Origin of the sequence: Streptomyces avidinii (assembly GCF_045161815.1) — a bacterium.
In the GTDB taxonomy this organism is placed as follows: Bacteria; Actinomycetota; Actinomycetes; order Streptomycetales; family Streptomycetaceae; genus Streptomyces; species Streptomyces avidinii.
On sequence record NZ_CP108863.1, the window covers coordinates 1819063 to 1836595 of the forward strand.

Genomic DNA, 17533 nt, shown 5'->3' on the forward strand with positions numbered 1-17533 from the left:
GCCTCTCCCTGCCTGGGCCCGCCGGGCACAGCGTCCGCGCGGATGTGCTCGCCGCTCTCGTCCAGGCTCAGGTGTCCGTCCCGGCCGGGGGCCGGCGTCTGCGGGCCATCTTCCGGGCGACGAAGGTGCGCGGCAGGTGCCGGGCGGCGAGGGCGTAGGCGCGGTAGCGGAGGCCGGTGATGCTGACCGGGCGGCGCAGGGCGAGGTCCTTCAGCGCCTGCGCGACGACGGCTTCCGGTTCCAGCCACACCGCGTCGCGCAGCGCGCTGACGTCCATCCCGGCGCGCTCCTGGAACTCGGTGCGGGTGAAGCCGGGGACCACGGCCAGCACCCGGACCCCGTACGGCGCCATGTCCACCCGCAGCGACTCGCTGAAGGCGGTGATCCAGGCCTTGGCGGCCCCGTAGGTCCCGGTCGGCAGGAGTCCGGCCACCGAGGAGACGTTGAGGACGGCGCCCCGGCGGCGGGCGCGCAGGCCGGGCAGCACGGCGTGGGTGAGCCGGAGGGGGACCTTGACCAGCAGGTCGAGCATCCGCTCCTCGTCCTCGACCGGGCTGTACGGGAAGGGCGCGGGCAGTCCGAAGCCCGCGTTGTTGACCAGGATGTCCACGGGCCGGGCCGCATCGGCGAGCCGGGCGGCGACGGCGGCGCAGTCCGCCGCGTCGAGCAGGTCGGCGGGCAGTACCTCGGACGCGGCGCCGTACTCCCGGGCCAGTTCGGCGGCGACGGCTTCGAGCCGGTCCTTGTCGCGGGCGACGAGGACCAGGTCACAGCCCTTGGCCGCGAAGCCCCGGGCGAAGGCCGCGCCCAGTCCGGCGCTGGCCCCGGTGATCAGTACGGTGGTCGCCGCCGCGGTCGTCGGGTCCGTCGTCGGGTCCGTGGTCCGGTCGGTCGTCCGGTCGGTCGTCAAAGCGGGTTCACTTCCTTGGTGTGACGGGCGAGGCGTACGCCTGGGCGACGTCGACGAGGAACCGGGCCTCGTCCGCCAGGTCCCCGTCCTCCTGCGAGCTGTGGATCGCGGCGGGCAGTTCCGGCACGGCGGCCTCGCCCGGCTGCCCGGGCGCCCCGTCGAGCTTCGCCTGCCGTGCCTCCCGCAGTACGCGGGCCAGCGCTGCGGCGGCGGCCCGCTGCTCGGGGATGCCGTGTCCGGCGACCTGGCCGCGGGCGCGGTCCAGGGCGCCCGGGGCCGCGTACTCGCCCAGGATCAGGATGGCGTCGCGCGTCTCGATGACCTTGCGGTAGACGAGCAGGTTGCGCGGGACCGGCGGCCACAGCAGCTCCATCACCCGGCAGGCGCGCGGCTTGTTGAGCGCCACGTGCGGGACCGCCTCGACCAGGTCGCGCCACAGCGGCCACAGCCGCCAGGCGGTGGTGAGGTCGGCGCAGGTGCGGCGGAGGGTGAACAGGGTGGGCACGAGGATCGCGGCGGCGCGCAGCAGGCCGTGCAGGTTCATGAGCAGGGGGAGGGCGGGCATCGCCCAGGTGCTGCCGAACAGGGCCTTGAGCAGGTACGCCAGCCAGAACAGGCCGGCGAGCGCGGTGCCGAGGCCGAACAGGCGGAGCCCGGCGGCCAGGCCCCGGCTCTCGGTGCGGCGGCTGTAGCGCCAGCACAGGGCCACGCAGACGGTGTTGGCGACCACGTGCGCGGAGATCAGCACCAGCCAGTACGCGAGGGAGGGCACCGGGTCGCCGACCGGCGGCATGGTGTGCGTGCCGTGGCCGGGCGCGGCCGCGTCCAGCGCGAGGAGGGTGCCGAGCCAGGCCACGGTGGCGGTGCAGGCGGCGAGTTGGAGGCGGCGGCCGCGGGTGGTGGCGGCGACGAAGTAGAGGACGGCGCCCGCCGACAGCACCCCGATCAGGTTGCGGACGAGGCCGATGGTGTGGGCGTAGCCCGTGCCGCGTTCCATGGCGTACGCGACGAGGTCCGGGAGGTTGAGCGTCATCGCGGCGGCAGCGGTGGCGACGGCCAGCCACAGGCCGCGCTGCTGGGGGGAGCGCAGGGCGCCCGGGGCGCGGAGCAGGACGGCGATCCACAGGCAGACCACGCTGGGGACGGCGAGCCAGTCGCCGAAGGCGGTGAGGTCAGCTGCCATCGTTGGCCCGCTCGTACCCCATGGCGGACTCCAGCCGGGCCAGGGTGCCGCGCTCGCCGCCGGTGGAGCGGGGTCCGGTGTTCGCCGTGCGGATGCGGATCATGCTGGCCAGCATCTCCGCCTCCTGCTCCTGGCGGGTGGTGTAGTTGGTGCGCCCGAGGACGACCGGGGCGTTCCCGTCGCTCTCCTCACCCTCCAGGGAGTGGTGGCCGAAGAGGATGTGGCCGAGCTCGTGGAGGACGATGTGCTCCCGGTGCAGCGGCGTCGTCTGCGCCTCGTAGAAGACGTAGTCGACGCTGGCCGTGCCCACCCACAATCCGCAGACTCCGGACTCCGCCGCCTCCTTGGGGAGCGGGTGGAGCCGGATGGGGCGTCCGCGCCGCTCGGCTATCCGTCGGCACAGGACGTCGAGGGAGAAGGGATGGGTCAGATCCAGATGGCCGAGAATCTGCTCGCACCTTTTGCGAATGCTGAGTTGCCGGTGGGGCATGTGATCCCTCTTCGGACCCTTTCCGGGGCAACGGTGGTAGGCGTGTGTGGGCATGGGCATGACGTCCTGTGCCTTCGAGGCGGCCTCGGGGAATGCGGTCCTGAGGGGTCCCAGGGGTACCTGAGGGGTTCCTGAGGGGAAAACGCGGAAGCCCGTCCGCCGAGTGACGAACGGGCGTTCCACCATGCCTACAGATCTTGTACGGGAGTTGGCAAGGCAAGTCCCCAGGTGGGGAACCTATTCGGCCATCCTGTACGAAGCCCTTCACGCGCCGGGTGGCTGCAAGACACCCTTGACGGCCGCTACCGCTTGCGGCGCTCCTCGGGGGCTGCGGTGAGGCCCGCACGCCGCAGGGCGTCGGCCATCGCGCTGTTGGCGGGAGCGGGGGCACTGCTGCCGCCGCCCTGGCGCCGGCCCTGCCCGCCCTGACCGCCCTGGCCCCGCTCGCCCTGGCCCCGTTCGCCCTGACCCTGGCCCCGGCCCTGGTTCCGGCCGCCCTCGCGGGCGCCGGCGCCGCCGCGCTGCTGCGGAGGACGGCCGCTGCCGCCGCCGTTGCCGCCGCCCCGCCGGTCCTCGCGCTGGCGGGGCGCGCCCGCGCCGCGCTCGGCCCCCGCCTCGTCCTCCAGGCGCAGGGTCAGCGAGATCCGCTTGCGCGGGATGTCCACGTCCATGACCTTCACGCGGACGATGTCGCCCGGCTTGACCACGTCCCGGGGGTCCTTGACGAAGTTCTTCGACAGCGCCGAGACGTGCGCCAGACCGTCCTGGTGGACGCCGATGTCGATGAAGGCGCCGAAGGCGGCCACATTGGTGACCACTCCCTCCAGGATCATCCCGGGGGCCAGGTCGCCGATCTTCTCCACGCCCTCCTTGAAGGTGGCCGTCTTGAAGGCGGGACGGGGGTCGCGGCCCGGCTTCTCCAGCTCGCGCAGGATGTCCGTGACGGTCGGCAGACCGAAGGCCTCCGTGACGAACTGCTCCGGCCGCAGCGAGCGCAGCACGTCGCCGTTACCGATCAGCGCCGCCACCTCGCTGCCCGCCGTCTTGGCCATGCCGCGGACCACCGGGTAGGCCTCGGGGTGCACGCTGGAGAAGTCCAGCGGGTCGTCCCCGCCGCGGATCCGCAGGAAGCCCGCGCACTGCTCGTACGCCTTCGGGCCGAGCCGGGCCACGTCCTTGAGCCCCTTGCGGCTGCGGAAGGGGCCGTTGGCGTCGCGGTGGGCCACGATGTTCTCGGCGAGGCCGCCGCTGATGCCCGACACCCGCGAGAGCAGCGGCGCGGAGGCGGTGTTCACGTCCACGCCGACGCCGTTCACACAGTCCTCGACGACCGCGTCGAGCGAGCGCGAGAGCTTCATCTCGGACAGGTCGTGCTGGTACTGGCCGACGCCGATCGACTTCGGGTCGATCTTGACCAGTTCGGCGAGCGGGTCCTGCAGGCGGCGGGCGATGGAGACCGCGCCGCGCAGCGACACGTCCATGTCCGGCAGTTCCTGCGAGGCGAAGGCGGAGGCCGAGTACACGGAGGCGCCCGCCTCGGAGACCATCACCTTGGTGAGCTTCAGCTCCGGGTGGCGCGTGATGAGGTCCCCGGCCAGCTTGTCGGTCTCGCGGGAGGCCGTGCCGTTCCCGATGGCGACCAGCTCGACGGCGTGCTCCTTCGCCAGGCGGGCGAGCTTGGCGAGGGACTCGTCCCACTTGTTGGCGGGCACGTGCGGGTAGATCACGTCCGTGGCCACGACCTTGCCGGTCGCGTCGACGACGGCGACCTTCACACCGGTGCGGAAACCCGGGTCCAGGCCGAGCGTCGCCCGCGTGCCGGCGGGCGCCGCGAGCAGCAGGTCGCGCAGGTTGGACGCGAAGACCCGTACGGCCTCGTCCTCGGCGGCCTGGCGCAGCCGCATCCGCAGGTCGATGCCGAGGTGCACCTGGATCTTCGTACGCCAGGCCCAGCGGACCGTGTCGCCCAGCCACTTGTCGCCCGGCCGGCCTCGATCGTTCACCCCGAAGCGGCGGGCGATCATGCCCTCGTACGTGGACGGGCCGGGCTCCTCGCTCGGCACCTCCGGCTCCAGAGTGAGGTCGAGGACGTCCTCCTTCTCGCCGCGCAGCATGGCGAGGACGCGGTGCGAGGGCAGCGCGGTGAAGGGCTCGGCGAAGTCGAAGTAGTCGGCGAACTTGGCGCCCGCCTCCTCCTTGCCCTCGCGGACCTTCGCCGCGAGGCGGCCCCGGCCCCACATGCGCTCGCGCAGTTCACCGATCAGGTCGGCGTCCTCGCCGAACCGCTCGGTGAGGATGGCCCGGGCACCCTCCAGGGCGGCCGCCGGGTCGGCGACCCCCTTGTCGGCGTCGACGAACGCGGCCGCGGCGGCGGCCGGTTCCACCGACGGGTCGGCCAGCAGGCCCTCGGCGAGCGGCTCCAGACCGGCCTCGCGGGCGATCTGCGCCTTGGTGCGCCGCTTGGGCTTGAACGGCAGGTAGATGTCCTCCAGCCGGGCCTTGGTGTCGGCCGCGGCGATCCGCGCCGCCAGCTCGTCGGTGAGCTTGCCCTGCTCCCGTACGGAGTCCAGGACCGCCGCGCGGCGGTCCTCCAACTCGCGCAGATACCGCAGCCGCTCCTCGAGGGTGCGCAGCTGGGCGTCGTCGAGCATCTCGGTCGCTTCCTTGCGGTAGCGCGCGATGAACGGCACGGTGGAGCCGCCGTCGAGCAGCTCGACGGCGGCCTTGACCTGCCGCTCCCGTACGCCGAGCTCCTCGGCGATCCTGCATTCGATGGACGTCGTCACGATCGGGTCCCGCCTGCCTTCGTTTGCACTGGAAGGCTGCCAATTGTGGCAGGTGGCGGTGACGGACGGCGGGAACCCTGCCCGTTGCCCTCGGTCAGGCCCGGCCGAAGAGGTCGCGCGGGAAGGCCCCGGCGCCGATCGCCTTGCTCACGAAGCCGCTGCCGAGTTCCGCGAGACGGGCCAGGCCCTGCTCGCCGAGGTGCTCGTACGGGGCCGCGTCGAGGCGGTCGGTCTCGACCTCCAGGCGCTCGCGTACGGCCTTGCCCTCCTCGGTGAGCTCGCCGTCCGCGTCGAGGATCCCGCGCTCGCGCAGCCGGCCGGTCGCGGCGTCCAGGTCGGACTGCTCCCAGCCACGGATGGCCTTGATCCACTTCGCGGTCATACCGCGGCCGGTGGCGGTGTGGCTGACCAGGGCCTCCACCGGGTCCAGGGCCGCGAGGAGCAGGGCGGCCAGGTGGCCGTCGCCGCGGTGCTCGCGCAGCAGGGTGGTGGCGTGCCACAGGCGCAGGTGCGGGGCCTCGGGTACGGGAAGGTCGGCGTGGGCCGCGTACAGCGTGCGGGCGTGGCGGGTGCAGCCCTCGGTGGCGCGCATGGCCAGATCGGCGGCCTCGGCCAGCTCCGGCGACTCGACGGTCCCGGGCCCGAGCAGCCGGCGCAGGGTGCTGTCGGCGGCCCGCAGCCTTGCGGCGAGTACCTGCTCGGGCGTCACGGTGTCCCACACGGCCGGGAGGTGCCGGGCGAGCAGGTCGTGGCGGTAGTTGTAGAAGGTCGCGGTCACCGTGCCGGGCCCGACGGCGCCCATGGCGGCGGCGCGACTGGCGAGATTGACCGCGACCGGGTCCGTGACACCGAGGGCTGCGAGCTCCTTGGCGAGATCCGGCGAGAAGTAGATCGTCGCGTGCAGCGGGTTGATCGCAGCATGCCAACAGCGACGGGCGGCGAGCAGGGGAAGCGTCATGCACAGCAGGTTACCGACTGTTCGGTATGCCGGGTAGGGCCGGCTCCGGCGGTGCAGGTCCCGGCCCGGGTCCAGGCAGGTGGTTCGCACGACGGCGCCGCCCCGGAGGCAGCCGGACCCGGCCCGATTCGGCCGATCCGCACGGGCGGGCGGGGCCGCCGAGCCCGGTGTTCCCCGGCCTCGGCGCGCGCAGCGGCAGCGGGCCGGCCGGGACCCGCGGGGCACCGGTCCGGGGTCCCGCCGCAGGCCACGGGCCCGGGCCGGGCCGCCCGGGCCGCCCGCGGGGGCCGCCGGGCGCCCGGTGTCACCGGCTCCGGGGCCGCGCGGTCCGTCGGCCCGTGACGGCCGAATGGCGATCGTGTGACAGCAGGGGCCATGGACATGACCTGAGCCGCCACGGGTGAATACGGTCGAGCGACAAGGCCTTGAACCACCCTGTGAACCGATCTGTCTCCCCTACCACTTGGAGCCATTCGTGCACCGCAAAGTCATCGCCCCGAGCGTCCTCGCCGCTTCCCTCCTGCTGGTGATCCCGGCGTCGGCGGCGAGTGCCGGTCCGGGCGCCCCGGGTGTCGGCGATCCCTACTACCCGGCCAGCGGCAACGGCGGATACGACGTGTCGCACTACGACCTGCGCCTGCAGTACCAGCCGAAGACGGACCTGCTCGAAGGCACGGCCACGCTGCTGGCCACCGCCAAGCAGGACCTGTCCCGCTTCAACCTCGACTTCGGCCTCCAGGTCAGCGAGATCCGCGTCAACGGGGTCAGGGCGAAGTTCGCCACCTCCGGCTCCCACGAGCTGGAGGTCACCCCGGCGAAGCCGCTGGCGCGCAACACTCCGCTGTCCGTCGTCGTCAAGTACGCGGGCAAGCCCTCCGAGCTGAAGGTCGACGGCTGGACGGCCTGGCAGCGCACGCCCGACGGCGGGGTGGCGGCGCAGGAGCCCGACTCGGCGGTCTGGTGGTTCCCCAGCAACGACCACCCGCTGGACAAGGCCACCTTCGACGTCTCGATCAACGTGCCCGACGGCACCCAGGCGATCAGCAACGGCGTCCTGCAGTCCCAGACCTCGCGTCTCGGCTGGACCCGCTACAACTGGCGCTCCAACAAGCCCCAGGCCACCTACCTCGCCACTCTCGCCGTCGGCAAGTTCGACATCACCACCGACACGACGGCGAGCGGGCTGCCGATCCTGAACGCGTACAGCAAGGACCTCGGTGACAACGCGGGCGCGGCGCGCGCGAGCGTGGAGCGGACCGGCGAGGTCGCCGAGTGGCTGGAGGGCGTCTTCGGGCCGTACCCCTTCAACGCGCTGGGCGGCTACGTGCCGAACGTGACCGCCGGCTTCGCCCTGGAGACCCAGACGCGGCCGTTCTACGGCCCGGGCCAGTTCCGCAACGGCGCCAACGTCTCGGTGGTCGTGCACGAGCTGGCGCACCAGTGGTACGGCGACAGTGTGTCCGTCGACGGCTGGAAGGACATCTGGATCAACGAGGGCTTCGCCCGCTACAGCCAGTGGCTGTGGTCGGAGAAGGAGGGCGAGGGCACGGCGCAGGAGCTCGCCGACTGGGCCTACGCCCTGCGCCCGGCCGAGGACGCGTTCTGGCAGGTCAAGCCCGGTGACCCGGGTCCGGAGAACCAGTTCCACGGCGCCGTCTACGACCGTGGCGCCATCGCCCTGCAGGCGCTGCGCAACGAGATCGGCGACGAGAAGTTCTTCCAGATCCTGAAGGGCTGGCCGGCCGAGCGGGCCTACGGCAACGCCAAGGTCGGGGACTTCGTCCGGTACGCGGAGAAGGTCTCCCGCAAGCCGCTGGCCCAGCTCTTCGAGACCTGGCTCTACACCCCGGGCAAGCCGGCGGCTTCGGCGCTGAACCCGTCGGCGGCCAAGCCGACGGCCCGCTCGCTGCAGCAGTCCGCCCCGGCAACGAAGGCCGCCGCGGAGCCCAAGTCCTGGAAGAAGATCGCGGAGACCAACACGATCCACCGGCACGACGGGCACTGAGCCGTGGTCGGGGGTCGGTCGTCAGTAGTCAGTGGTCACCGGTGAGCAGCCGGTAGTCCCGTCAGCGGGCGGCGGTGCGCCAACGGGCGCGCGCCGCCCGCGCGATGGGCAGGTAGCGCAGGCGCTCCGGCAGCAGCGGTACGAGGAGCCGTACGGCCGTGCTGAACCGCCGGAGCCTGCGCTCCTGGGCCGGGCTCCACTCCAGCCCGATCGCGGCGCGGGCCTCGGGCGGCATGTAGCCGACGGTGACGAAGGCCCGCAGGCGCAGGAACGCCGCCCGCAGCACCGGCCAGGTCAGCCGCAGCAGCAGACGCACCGCGGGCCGGCGGGCCTGCGGCCGGGGCAGCCGCACATCGGTGGCGACCAGCTCGCGGGCGACCGCGGTGGGCTCGATCTCCTCGGCCAGCATCCGGCCCCAGTAGGTCCAGTACTCCTCGATGCTCTGCGGCATGTCCCGGTCGTGCAGGCCCAGGATCCGGCCCACCTGGAGCCACTCCCGGTAGAGCTGCCGCTCCTGGGCGGGGGTGAAGCGGCGCAGCAGGTAGCGCCCGGCGTAGAGGTAGACCGGGAAGCCGGTGGCGTGCACCCAGGCGTAGCAGGCGGGGTCGAGGGAGTGGTAGCGGCGGCCGCGGGTGTCGGTGCCCCGGATGTCCTTGTGCAGGCGGCGGACCCGGCGGCCCTCCTCCGCGGCCTCCTCCCCGCCGTACACCCAGAGCTGGACCGAGCGCAGGGACCGCTCGCCGCGACCCCAGGGGTCGGTGCGGAAGACGGAGTACTGGTCGACGCCGGCCGCGATGGCGGGATGCGCCACCTGCATGGTGAAGGCGGCGGGCAGCATCAGCAGGGCGCGGACGTCGCCGGCGATCGTCCACAGCACCCCGCCCGGCGGGGGCGGCTCGGGGTCGTTGCGGCGCGCGGCCGCAGGTCCGGCGGGGTGTACGGGGTCCGTCTTCGTCATATGACAAGTATGCGAGCACCGGACGGCCGTCTCACGGACAGAAAGTCTCTGCACGGGTGTTACCCAGAGGTAACTGCTGCTGCTTGTATGACGGCGTCGATCTTCCCCCGCAGGAATGACGGAGACCTTCATGCTGCTTTCCACGACCCGCTCGCGCCGCGCCGCCGCCACGGCCGTCGCCGCGGTCGCCGCAGGCGCACTGGCCGCCACCACCGCGCCTGCCGCCACGGCCGCGGAGACCGCCGCCGCCCCGCGGCTCAGCGTCCTGTCGTACAACGTGTTCCTGATGAGCAAGAACCTGTACCCGAACTGGGGCCAGGACCACCGGGCCGCCGAGATCCCCAAGGCGTCCTTCTACCAGGGCCACGACGTGGTCGTGCTCCAGGAGGCCTTCGACAACAGCGCCTCGGACGCCCTGAAGGCCAATTCCGCCGCGCAGTACCCGTACCAGACCCCGGTCGTCGGCCGCAGCAAGAGCGGCTGGGACGCCACCGGCGGCGCCTACTCCTCCACCACCCCGGAGGACGGCGGCGTCACCGTCCTCAGCAAGTGGCCGATCGTGCGCAAGGAGCAGGTCGTCTACAAGGACGCCTGCGGCGCCGACTGGTGGTCCAACAAGGGCTTCGCCTACGTCGTGCTGAACGTGAACGGCGCCAAGGTGCACGTGGTCGGCACGCACGCGCAGTCCACCGACCCCGGCTGCGGCGCGGGCGAGGCCGCGGAGATGCGTGCCCGTCAGTTCCGGGCCGTCGACGCCTTCCTGGACGGCAAGAACATCCCGGCGAACGAGCAGGTCATCGTGGCGGGCGACCTCAACGTCGACTCGCGCACCCCCGAGTACGCGAGCCTGCTGGCCAACGCCGACCTGGCCGACTCCGACAGCCGCACCGGGCACCCGTACTCCTTCGACACCGCGCTGAACTCGATAGCGAACTACCGCTACCCGACCGACCCGCGCGAGGACCTGGACTACGTCCTCTACCGCAAGGGCAACGCCCGCCCGGCGGGCTGGGAGAACAACGTCGTCAAGGAGCAGTCGGCGCCCTGGACGGTCTCCAGCTGGGGCACCTCCTACACCTACAACAACCTCTCCGACCACTACCCGCTGATCGGACGCTAGGCCCTTCCGCAGAGCCCCGGTGCGGTGGGCGGAGAACCCGCCCACCGCACCGGGGCGTGTACGACTCATCCGGGACGCGGGGCGCTTTTGTATGCCCCGGGGCCCGCCTACCGGCCGAACTCGTCGATCGCGTCCAACGCCACGCCCCACGGGTACGGCCGCTTCTCCCCGGGGGCGTTCGGCTCGAACCCGGCCGGCCCGTACAGCACCGCCACGCCCATTTCCCGCAGCTCCTCCAAGGACCGGTCCAGGGCTCGGTGTCGGGCGTAGGCCGAGTTCACGCACGGCATTACGGCCATGGGGATCTCCTTGCCGATGCCTTCGGCCACGACCCCGACGACGAATCGGTCCGTGAGGCCGAGCGCCCACGCGTTCACCGTGTTGAAGGTGGCTGGGGCGACGAGGATCGCGTCCGCCATCGGCCACACGTCGGGGTCTCCGGGCCTTTTGTAGCTACTCCGGACCGGGTGCCCGGTCAGCGCGGCCAGCCCCGGCAGGCTGTCCTTCAGCCAGTCGGCAGCCGTCGGTGTCAGGCCGAGGCACACGTCCCAGCCGCGCCGCTGAGCCTCCTCCACCACCCCGGCGATCTCGAAGACGGGCGGGGCGGCCGAGCAGAGCAGGTACAGAGTCCTCGTCGTCATGGCGCCCGAGCCTATGCAATCGCCCCCGATGCGTGTGGAATCGGGGGCGAAGGCAGATCTGGCGCACCGTGCGCAGGTACGGTCCATGACGACGAGTCTTGGACGGAGAGCCGTATGCCCGCACCTGACGACGACCACACCGGATCCCGGATTCGGGAGCAGAGGCGCCTTGCCCGCCTGACGCAGCGCGAGTTGGCCGACCGCATCCCCTACAGCCTCAGCCTCCTGAGCCAGGTCGAGTGCGGGGCGCGCGCCGCCACCCCGGGTCTTGTGGCGGCCGTGGCGCACGCGCTGCGGGTGGACTCGTCCAAGCTGACAGGACCCCCCGCTGTGACCGCACTTCCCGCCGATCGGCTGCTCGCGTTGGTCGCCCCGATCCGGGAAGCACTCGACCGGTACGACCTCGGGCCGAACCCCGGCCTGGCCGACGTCCGACCGGTGCCGGAGCTGATTGCCGAGGCAGACGCCCTGTGTCAGCAGGTGCGGGCCACGCATCTCCGCGCAGCAGGGAAGGCACTGCCGCGCCTGATCCTGGAGCTGACGCACACCGTCTGCACGGCGTCGGCAACACCGGCGTGGCAGGCCCTCGCATCGGCGTACCGGACGGCGCACGACGTGGCGTTGAAGCTCGATCACCCGGATCTCGCGCGCGTCGCGCTGGACCGGATGGGCTGGGCGGCAGGCCGCGCGTCAGACCCGTGCCTGGAGGCCGTGCAGCGGTACAAGCGGGCGACGCTGTGGCGGTGTGCCACGTCCGCACAGCTGATCACGTCGGGGCAGGCCCTGCTCGCCGGGGAGACGAGCCGCGAGGCCCTTGCCGTGACCGGGCAACTTCACCTCGGGCTGGCTACGGTGGCCGCGAAGGACCAGGACCGGGCCGCCGTGGAAGCGCATCTTGCCGCCGCCCGGGAGCTCGCGGATCGCGTCGGTGGAGAAGCGGGCGACGTGCACTGGCTCAGTTTCGGGCGGGCCAACGTCCGGCTGCACGAGCTCGGTACGTCGATCGTGCTGCGCGACTTCGACGAGGCCCTCGGCCGGGCCCGCTGGCTGAAGCTGCCGGCGTCGACGCTGACGTCGCGGCGGGCCCGGTATCTCGTGGACCGGGCGCTGGTGGAGATGGAGGCCGGCTCGGCGAAGACGTCGCTGGCGTATCTGGCAGAGGCCAGGAAGGTGGCTCCGGAGCAGACTCGGCATCTGCCGGGCACCCGGACCACGATTCGGGGGCTGGTGCACATGTCGCGACGGGCCCCCGAAGGGCTGGGCGGGATGGCTCGCTGGATCGGGGTGTAGCACTCACAAATCTGTGAGTAATCCTCCTCTGCCGCGGCGTCAGGCTGGTGTCACCACCCGCTGACGACGGTAGGGAGCACCAGCATGGCAGCCACCCGCGGCGACCTCGATACGGTCGCCGAGCTCGTGAAACGCGCGCTCGTCCCGTACAACCGCAAGCCGGACGAGGTCGACATCGAGGTACTCGTCGAACGGCTCCTGGACTGCGGCATCCTGCTCCTCACCGAGGTCGTCGACCTCGACGGAGCAGCGGCCCCCCTGGCCGACTGGCACGAGCTCACGAGCGCGGGCCCGGGCGACGGGCCGCTGGCGCGGTGGAACTACGCCCGCGGCCTGGCCAGGACCCTGCGTCGAATGCTCCAGCTGATGCCCGCGGCGGCCTCTCGGTGAGCGGGGGCGTCGAGTACTGCGTGTACTGCGACCAGCGCGTTGCCGCTGTGCCCGCGAATCGGGCGGGCCCCGACTTCTCCGCCTCCGGGGTCCGGCCTCCGATGTACGCGCACCCCGGCTGTGGACACGGCCGCGCGTACCGCCCCGGCACCGCACGCCCAGCCAAAGACACTGGCGGCCGGCCGGTGAGCGAGCTCGGCCGTCAGGCCCTGTACGTCGCCATCGTGGTCGGCGCGCTCGCCGTGATCGTCGTCGGCACTACCCGCTGAACCCCGGCCCGTGAAAAGACGGGCCGGCACCTTCCCGCACTCAACCCAGGGAGTCCCATGTCCTTCACGTCCTCTGCACCGACCATCCCTTGGGGCAGCAGCCGCCTCGCGCCCTACGGCACCACTGTGAGCCTCCCGCACGCCTCCGTCAGTGTCGATCCCGCCACCCAGCTCGGCGTCTTCCGCGACCGGGTCGGGCAGCTTGTCGAGATGGGTCAGCACGGCACCAGCTGCGCCACGGGCACCACAACCTCGACCAGCCCCGACGGGGGGCCGGGAACGAGCGACCAGGGCAGCGACCAGGACAGCCAGCAGGACTGATGCATATCACCGAGAAGAGGCCGGTCCTGGTAGTCACCGAGGCCGACGACGTCACCGCCGACATGGTCATCACCGAACTCAACCGGCGGTGCACGCCAGTGGTCAGGTTCAACCCCGCTGACATCGGCGACGGCCTGACGGTCTCGGCTCGGTACGGCAGCCGCCCGCCCCACGCGGCCGGGCGGCTGCTCACGCCGTCCCGAGAGGCCGATCCGGAAGACGTGCGGTCTGTGTACTGGCGTCGGCCGACCTGGCCCGCCTTCGCGGACCTGAGCCCCGACGATGCCCGGTTCGCCGCCGCCCAGACCCGGTACGGGCTCGGTGGTGTCCTGCACGCGCTCGACCGCCCGCTGTGGGTGAACCACCCGCTCCGAAACGCCGAGGCGGACTACAAGCCCCATCAACTGGCCCTTGCACACCGCCTCGGCCTCGCCGTGCCGCCCACCCTCATCACGAACGACCCGCACGAAGCACGCCAGTTCGTCGCGGATCACGCCGAGGTGATCCACAAGACGTTACGGGCGACTTCCTACCGGCGCGACGGCGTCCCCCTCGTGTCGTGGGCGGAGCCGGTCGCCGCAGACGAGATCGACGACCGGATCCGGGCCGTCCCGCACCTCTTCCAGGCACGCGTCGACAAAGTGTGCGACGTCCGCGTCCTGGTTGCGGGCCGCCAGGTCTTCTCCGTACGCATCGACTCCGAACTCCTGGACTGGCGGCGGGACTACTCTGCCCTGACGTACTCGGTCATCACCCTGTCCGCCCCTCTGGAGACGGCCCTGCGTGCCTTCCTCGACGCCTTCAGCCTCGTGTCGGGAAGCTTCGACCTCGCAGTCGACCGTGCCGGAACCCACTGGCTGCTGGAGCTCAATCCGAATGGCCAGTGGGGCTGGCTGGAGGAGCACACCGGGCTCCCCATGGCAGCCGCTTTCGCCGACCTGCTCGCACAAGGAGAAATCCCTTGATCGATACCAGCCACGATCGGCAGGCTCTCGCCGACAGGCTCGAAACGATGGGTGCCATCCGTTCCCCGGCATGGCGGAAGGCCGTCGAAGACGTCCCCCGTGAGGCGTTCCTGAACCCCGGCGTCTTCCTCCCTGTCGGTGGGGGACTCTGGCAGCCCGTGACCGCCGCCGACGCGGGCCCCACGGAGTGGGCCCGGATCGCCTACACCGATGATTCCCTCGTCACGCAGCTCGATGGGCACCTCACCGCCGACCAGGCCCCCGGCCCGGTACCGGGCATCCCAAGCTCGTCATCCACGATCCCGTGGCTCGTCCTGGAGATGATCGAGGACCTGGAGGTTGAGGACGGGCAGCGCGTACTGGAGATCGGCACGGGCACCGGGTACTCCACTGCCCTGCTGTGCCATCGTCTGGGCGAGGACAGCGTCACCACGATAGAGGTGGATCCTGGGGTCGCCGCCCGCGCCGACGTCGCCCTGGAAGGCACTGGGTTCTCCACCTGGACCGTCACGGGGGATGGCCTCCTCGGCCTGCCCCGTCGTGCCCCTTACGACAGGGTGATCGCCACGTGCGGGGTCCGGCGCATCCCCTACACGTGGGTCCGGCAGACCCGCCCCGGCGGCATCGTTCTCGCCACCATCGGGTCACTGGCAACCGGGACCGGCCTCGCCAAGGTCATGGTGCAAGGCGACGGGACGGCCGAGGGGCGGTTCGTCTCTCACACCAGCTTCATGCAGGCACGCTCTCAGGCCGTCACGCCGATCTCCGGCGACCTGTCCTCCCGTGTGGCGTATCCCGGTTCCGAGCGGCGAGCATCAGTAGCCCCGACCGACCTCGACAAGCCGATGCAGGCCGTATTGGCCCACCTGGCGGCACCGTCCGCGCAGGTGCTGCGGGCCTGGTCCAGCAATGGCGCGCCGCTCTTCTACGTCTTCGACCCGGACCGGGAGTCGTTCGCCGAGTTGGTGAACGAGGGCGGCGAGTGGCTGGTTCGCCAGGGTGGTCCCGTCTCCTTGTGGGACAACATCGAGCGGGCACTCATCGGGTGGCACCGCATGGGCCGGCCCGGCATCGGGGAGGTGCGCCTACAGGTGACCGAGCGGTCGCACGCGTATTGGATCGAGGGTTCGGCAGATCTGCATTGGGAGCACCCGCTCTGCTGACCAAGCAGGCCAGCGACTCGCCCGCCGCTCTCCCACCAGTGGCCGGGCGCAACGACGCCCCGACCCGACGTCTCCGCAGAGACCCGGGCCGGGGTGTCGCCTTGTCCGGCTTCTCTGTCCGGCCACTACCCGCTGATCGGCCGCCAGGTACCGGCACCCCGGTCCGGTGGGCGGAAGGTGCTCACCGCACCGGGGCGTCGGCGTCCCGGTTCACGCGGTCTCGTACGGCTCCTCGTACAGGCCGTCGATCAGTGCGCCGTACTTGTCGCGGACCACCCGGCGGCGGAGCTTGAGCGAGGGGGTGAGCTCACCGGTCTCCGGGCCCCACTCCTCGGTCAGCAGCCGGTACCGCTTGATCTGCTCGGTCCGGTTGAGCCGCGCGTTGGCCGCCTCCACCGCACGGGCGATCTCCTCCCGGACACCGGGGTGCGCGGCGAGGGCGGACGGGGAAGCGGCCTCGATGCCCCGGGCCGCGGCCCAGACCGGGGCCAGCTCCGGGTCCAGGACCAGCAGGGCGACGAGGTAGGAGCGGCCGTCGCCGTGCACCAGGGCCTGGCCGATCAGCGGGTGCTCCTTGACCGTGTTCTCCACCAGGGCCGGCGAGACGTTCTTGCCGTTCGAGGTGATGATCAGCTCCTTCTTGCGGTCGGTCAGCCAGAGGTACCCGTCCTCGTCGAGCCGGCCGATGTCCCCCGTCGGGAACCAGCCCTCGTCGTCGCAGGCGCTCTCCAGCGAGCCGTCCGGCCGCAGGTAGCCGCCGAACACGGTCGCCCCGCGGGTGAGGATCTCCCCGTCCTCGGCCAGTTTCAGCTCCACCCCCTCGATCGCGCGGCCCACCGAGCCGAGCCGGAAGCCGTCCGGGCTGTTGACCGTGCACACGCCCGAGGTCTCGGTGAGCCCCCAGGCGTCCATGATGGTGATGCCCCAGCCGGCCCAGAAGCGGACCACGTCGATCGGCATCGGCGCGGTGGCGCTCGCCGTCCACATCAAACGGTCCATGCCCGCCAGCCCCAGCAGCGGGTCCAGCACCTGCTCCTTGGCCCCGGCGTACGAGGCTTCGAGCGCTGCCGGCACCTCCTCGCCGCGCTCGCGGTGCCCGGCCCGGGCGCGGGCCAGGTCGTTCGCGGCCTCGATGGCCGTGCGCTGCTCCTCGGGGAGCCGCGCGAGGACCGCGCGGACCGAGGCGGCGAGCTTCTCCCACACCCGGGGTACGCCGAAGAACTGCACCGGGTGCAGCTCGCGGACCGCCCCCGACACGGCGGCGGGGTCGGCGCACAGCCGGACGTGCGAGGCCCGCAGCAGCGGCAGGTAGATGCCGAGGACGCGCTCGGCTATGTGGGCGAAGGGCAGGTAGCAGATGTGCTCGGCGTGCTCGGGCAGTTCCACGTGCCGGTCGAGGCGGATCGCCTGGAGCACGATGTTGCGGTGGGTCAGCCGCACGCCCTTGGGGTCGCCGGTGGTGCCGGAGGTGTAGACGACGGTCAGCGGGTCCTCGGGGAGGATCTCCCGCCAGGCCTTCTCGAAGTCGTCGCCGCGGTGGAGCCGGGCCCCGCCGGAGAACAGGGAGCCGTACGTGGAGTGCCCGCCGGCCTCGGCGGCCTCGGCGACGACGAGCCGCTCCAGGGGGACGCCGGCATCGGCCAGCAGGGGCTCCCACCGCAGGAGTTCACGGGCGCCCTCGACCACGGCGAACCGGGCCCGGCTGTGGCGGGCGATGTGGGCGATCTGCTCGGGCGCGGAGGTCCCGTACACGGTGACGGGTACGGCGCCGAGGTGGACGAGGGCGAGGTCGCTGAGCCAGTGCTCGGGGCGGTTGCCCATCATCATCAGCACGTGATCGCCGCGCTCGACGCCGAGGGCGGCGTACCCGGCGGCGAGGACGGCGACCTTGCTGCGCACCTCGCCCCAGGTGAGCGTCGTCCATTCGGCGGCCTCGGGGCCGGCCCGCCACGAGAGGGCGGGGAGTTCCCCGTACTCTGCGGCGTTGCGGGCCAGCAGGGCCGGCAGGGTGATCTCTTCGGGTCGTCCGGGCAGTCGCAGGTTCGTGGTCATGGGCAGCTCCTGGCCGTTTCACATCGTTGGTG

16 protein-coding genes are annotated in these 17533 nt (G+C 72.0%); 8 read left to right on the top strand and 8 right to left on the bottom strand.

The annotated features are described in order from the left end of the window. Window positions 1-67: 67 nt before the first annotated feature. The 5 genes from OG373_RS08140 to OG373_RS08160 form a co-directional block, all read right to left on the bottom strand. On the bottom strand, window positions 68-910 hold the full coding sequence (locus tag OG373_RS08140; RefSeq protein ID WP_405437048.1) for an SDR family NAD(P)-dependent oxidoreductase: 843 nt from the start codon (window positions 908-910) through the stop codon (window positions 68-70). A 7-nt stretch (window positions 911-917) separates the two neighbouring features. Beyond that, window positions 918-2093 carry an MAB_1171c family putative transporter gene (locus OG373_RS08145; protein ID WP_405437049.1) on the bottom strand — a complete coding sequence of 392 codons (1176 nt, stop codon included), beginning with the start codon at window positions 2091-2093 and terminating at the stop codon, window positions 918-920. Continuing rightward, a complete protein-coding gene (locus tag OG373_RS08150) occupies window positions 2083-2583 on the bottom strand; it encodes a hypothetical protein (protein WP_405437051.1) in 501 nt (166 codons plus the stop codon). Before OG373_RS08150 ends, OG373_RS08145 begins: the two co-directional genes overlap by 11 nt. 302 nt (window positions 2584-2885) lie before the next feature. Beyond that, on the bottom strand, window positions 2886-5369 hold the full coding sequence (locus OG373_RS08155) for a Tex family protein (RefSeq protein ID WP_405437053.1): 2484 nt from the start codon (window positions 5367-5369) through the stop codon (window positions 2886-2888). 94 nt (window positions 5370-5463) lie between these two features. After that, entirely contained in the window at window positions 5464-6327 is an 864-nt protein-coding gene (locus OG373_RS08160) for an SCO6745 family protein (protein ID WP_405437055.1), read from the bottom strand. A 475-nt stretch (window positions 6328-6802) separates the two neighbouring features. On the opposite strand from OG373_RS08160, the gene OG373_RS08165 reads away from it, so the two are divergent. Next, window positions 6803-8332, top strand: a complete 1530-nt coding sequence (locus tag OG373_RS08165) for a M1 family metallopeptidase (RefSeq protein WP_405437057.1) — start codon at window positions 6803-6805, stop codon at window positions 8330-8332. A 61-nt stretch (window positions 8333-8393) separates the two neighbouring features. Here OG373_RS08165 and OG373_RS08170 read toward each other — a convergent pair whose 3' ends face one another. Beyond that, entirely contained in the window at window positions 8394-9290 is an 897-nt protein-coding gene (locus tag OG373_RS08170) for an oxygenase MpaB family protein (protein ID WP_405437059.1), read from the bottom strand. A 130-nt stretch (window positions 9291-9420) separates the two neighbouring features. Here OG373_RS08170 and sph point away from each other — a divergent pair, with 130 nt between their 5' ends. Next, a complete protein-coding gene (gene sph / locus OG373_RS08175) occupies window positions 9421-10410 on the top strand; it encodes a sphingomyelin phosphodiesterase (protein ID WP_405437060.1) in 990 nt (329 codons plus the stop codon). Window positions 10411-10517: 107 nt separating this feature from the next. Here sph and OG373_RS08180 read toward each other — a convergent pair whose 3' ends face one another. After that, window positions 10518-11051, bottom strand: a complete 534-nt coding sequence (locus OG373_RS08180) for a flavoprotein (protein WP_405437061.1) — start codon at window positions 11049-11051, stop codon at window positions 10518-10520. A 114-nt stretch (window positions 11052-11165) separates the two neighbouring features. Between OG373_RS08180 and OG373_RS08185 the strand changes: the two genes are divergently transcribed. The 6 genes from OG373_RS08185 to tgmC all read left to right on the top strand — a co-directional run bounded on the left by OG373_RS08185 (window position 11166) and on the right by tgmC (window position 15449). Continuing rightward, a complete protein-coding gene (locus OG373_RS08185; protein ID WP_405437062.1) occupies window positions 11166-12341 on the top strand; it encodes a helix-turn-helix domain-containing protein in 1176 nt (391 codons plus the stop codon). A gap of 84 nt (window positions 12342-12425) precedes the next feature. Further along, window positions 12426-12731, top strand: a complete 306-nt coding sequence (locus OG373_RS08190; protein ID WP_405437064.1) for a DUF6415 family natural product biosynthesis protein — start codon at window positions 12426-12428, stop codon at window positions 12729-12731. 47 nt (window positions 12732-12778) lie between these two features. Next, window positions 12779-13000, top strand: coding sequence for a hypothetical protein (locus OG373_RS08195; protein WP_405437067.1), 222 nt, complete (start codon window positions 12779-12781; stop codon window positions 12998-13000). A gap of 57 nt (window positions 13001-13057) precedes the next feature. After that, the gene (gene tgmA / locus OG373_RS08200; RefSeq protein ID WP_405437070.1) at window positions 13058-13321 is read left to right on the top strand and encodes a putative ATP-grasp-modified RiPP; all 264 of its coding nucleotides are present in this window, start codon (window positions 13058-13060) and stop codon (window positions 13319-13321) included. Continuing rightward, window positions 13321-14286, top strand: coding sequence for an ATP-grasp ribosomal peptide maturase (gene tgmB, locus OG373_RS08205; protein ID WP_405437073.1), 966 nt, complete (start codon window positions 13321-13323; stop codon window positions 14284-14286). Before tgmA ends, tgmB begins: the two co-directional genes overlap by 1 nt. Next, window positions 14283-15449, top strand: a complete 1167-nt coding sequence (gene tgmC / locus OG373_RS08210; protein ID WP_405437075.1) for an ATP-grasp peptide maturase system methyltransferase — start codon at window positions 14283-14285, stop codon at window positions 15447-15449. Before tgmB ends, tgmC begins: the two co-directional genes overlap by 4 nt. Window positions 15450-15659: 210 nt before the next feature. Here the strand turns inward: tgmC and OG373_RS08215 are convergent, their stop codons facing one another. Then, window positions 15660-17501: an AMP-dependent synthetase/ligase gene (locus OG373_RS08215; protein WP_405437077.1), complete on the bottom strand. Its 1842-nt coding sequence runs from the start codon at window positions 17499-17501 to the stop codon at window positions 15660-15662. Window positions 17502-17533 lie beyond the last annotated feature (32 nt).

Bases quoted from the DNA above. Each gene is read 5' to 3' on its own strand.
- OG373_RS08185 (WP_405437062.1), top strand. From the start codon at position 11,166: ATGCCCGCACCTGACGACGACCACACCGGATCCCGGATTCGGGAGCAG.
- OG373_RS08170 (WP_405437059.1), bottom strand. From the start codon at position 9,290: ATGACGAAGACGGACCCCGTACACCCCGCCGGACCTGCGGCCGCGCGC.
- OG373_RS08160 (WP_405437055.1), bottom strand. From the start codon at position 6,327: ATGACGCTTCCCCTGCTCGCCGCCCGTCGCTGTTGGCATGCTGCGATC.
- sph (WP_405437060.1), top strand. From the start codon at position 9,421: ATGCTGCTTTCCACGACCCGCTCGCGCCGCGCCGCCGCCACGGCCGTC.
- OG373_RS08145 (WP_405437049.1), bottom strand. From the start codon at position 2,093: ATGGCAGCTGACCTCACCGCCTTCGGCGACTGGCTCGCCGTCCCCAGC.
- tgmB (WP_405437073.1), top strand. From the start codon at position 13,321: ATGCATATCACCGAGAAGAGGCCGGTCCTGGTAGTCACCGAGGCCGAC.
- OG373_RS08180 (WP_405437061.1), bottom strand. From the start codon at position 11,051: ATGACGACGAGGACTCTGTACCTGCTCTGCTCGGCCGCCCCGCCCGTC.
- OG373_RS08215 (WP_405437077.1), bottom strand. From the start codon at position 17,501: ATGACCACGAACCTGCGACTGCCCGGACGACCCGAAGAGATCACCCTG.
- OG373_RS08190 (WP_405437064.1), top strand. From the start codon at position 12,426: ATGGCAGCCACCCGCGGCGACCTCGATACGGTCGCCGAGCTCGTGAAA.
- tgmA (WP_405437070.1), top strand. From the start codon at position 13,058: ATGTCCTTCACGTCCTCTGCACCGACCATCCCTTGGGGCAGCAGCCGC.
- OG373_RS08150 (WP_405437051.1), bottom strand. From the start codon at position 2,583: ATGCCCCACCGGCAACTCAGCATTCGCAAAAGGTGCGAGCAGATTCTC.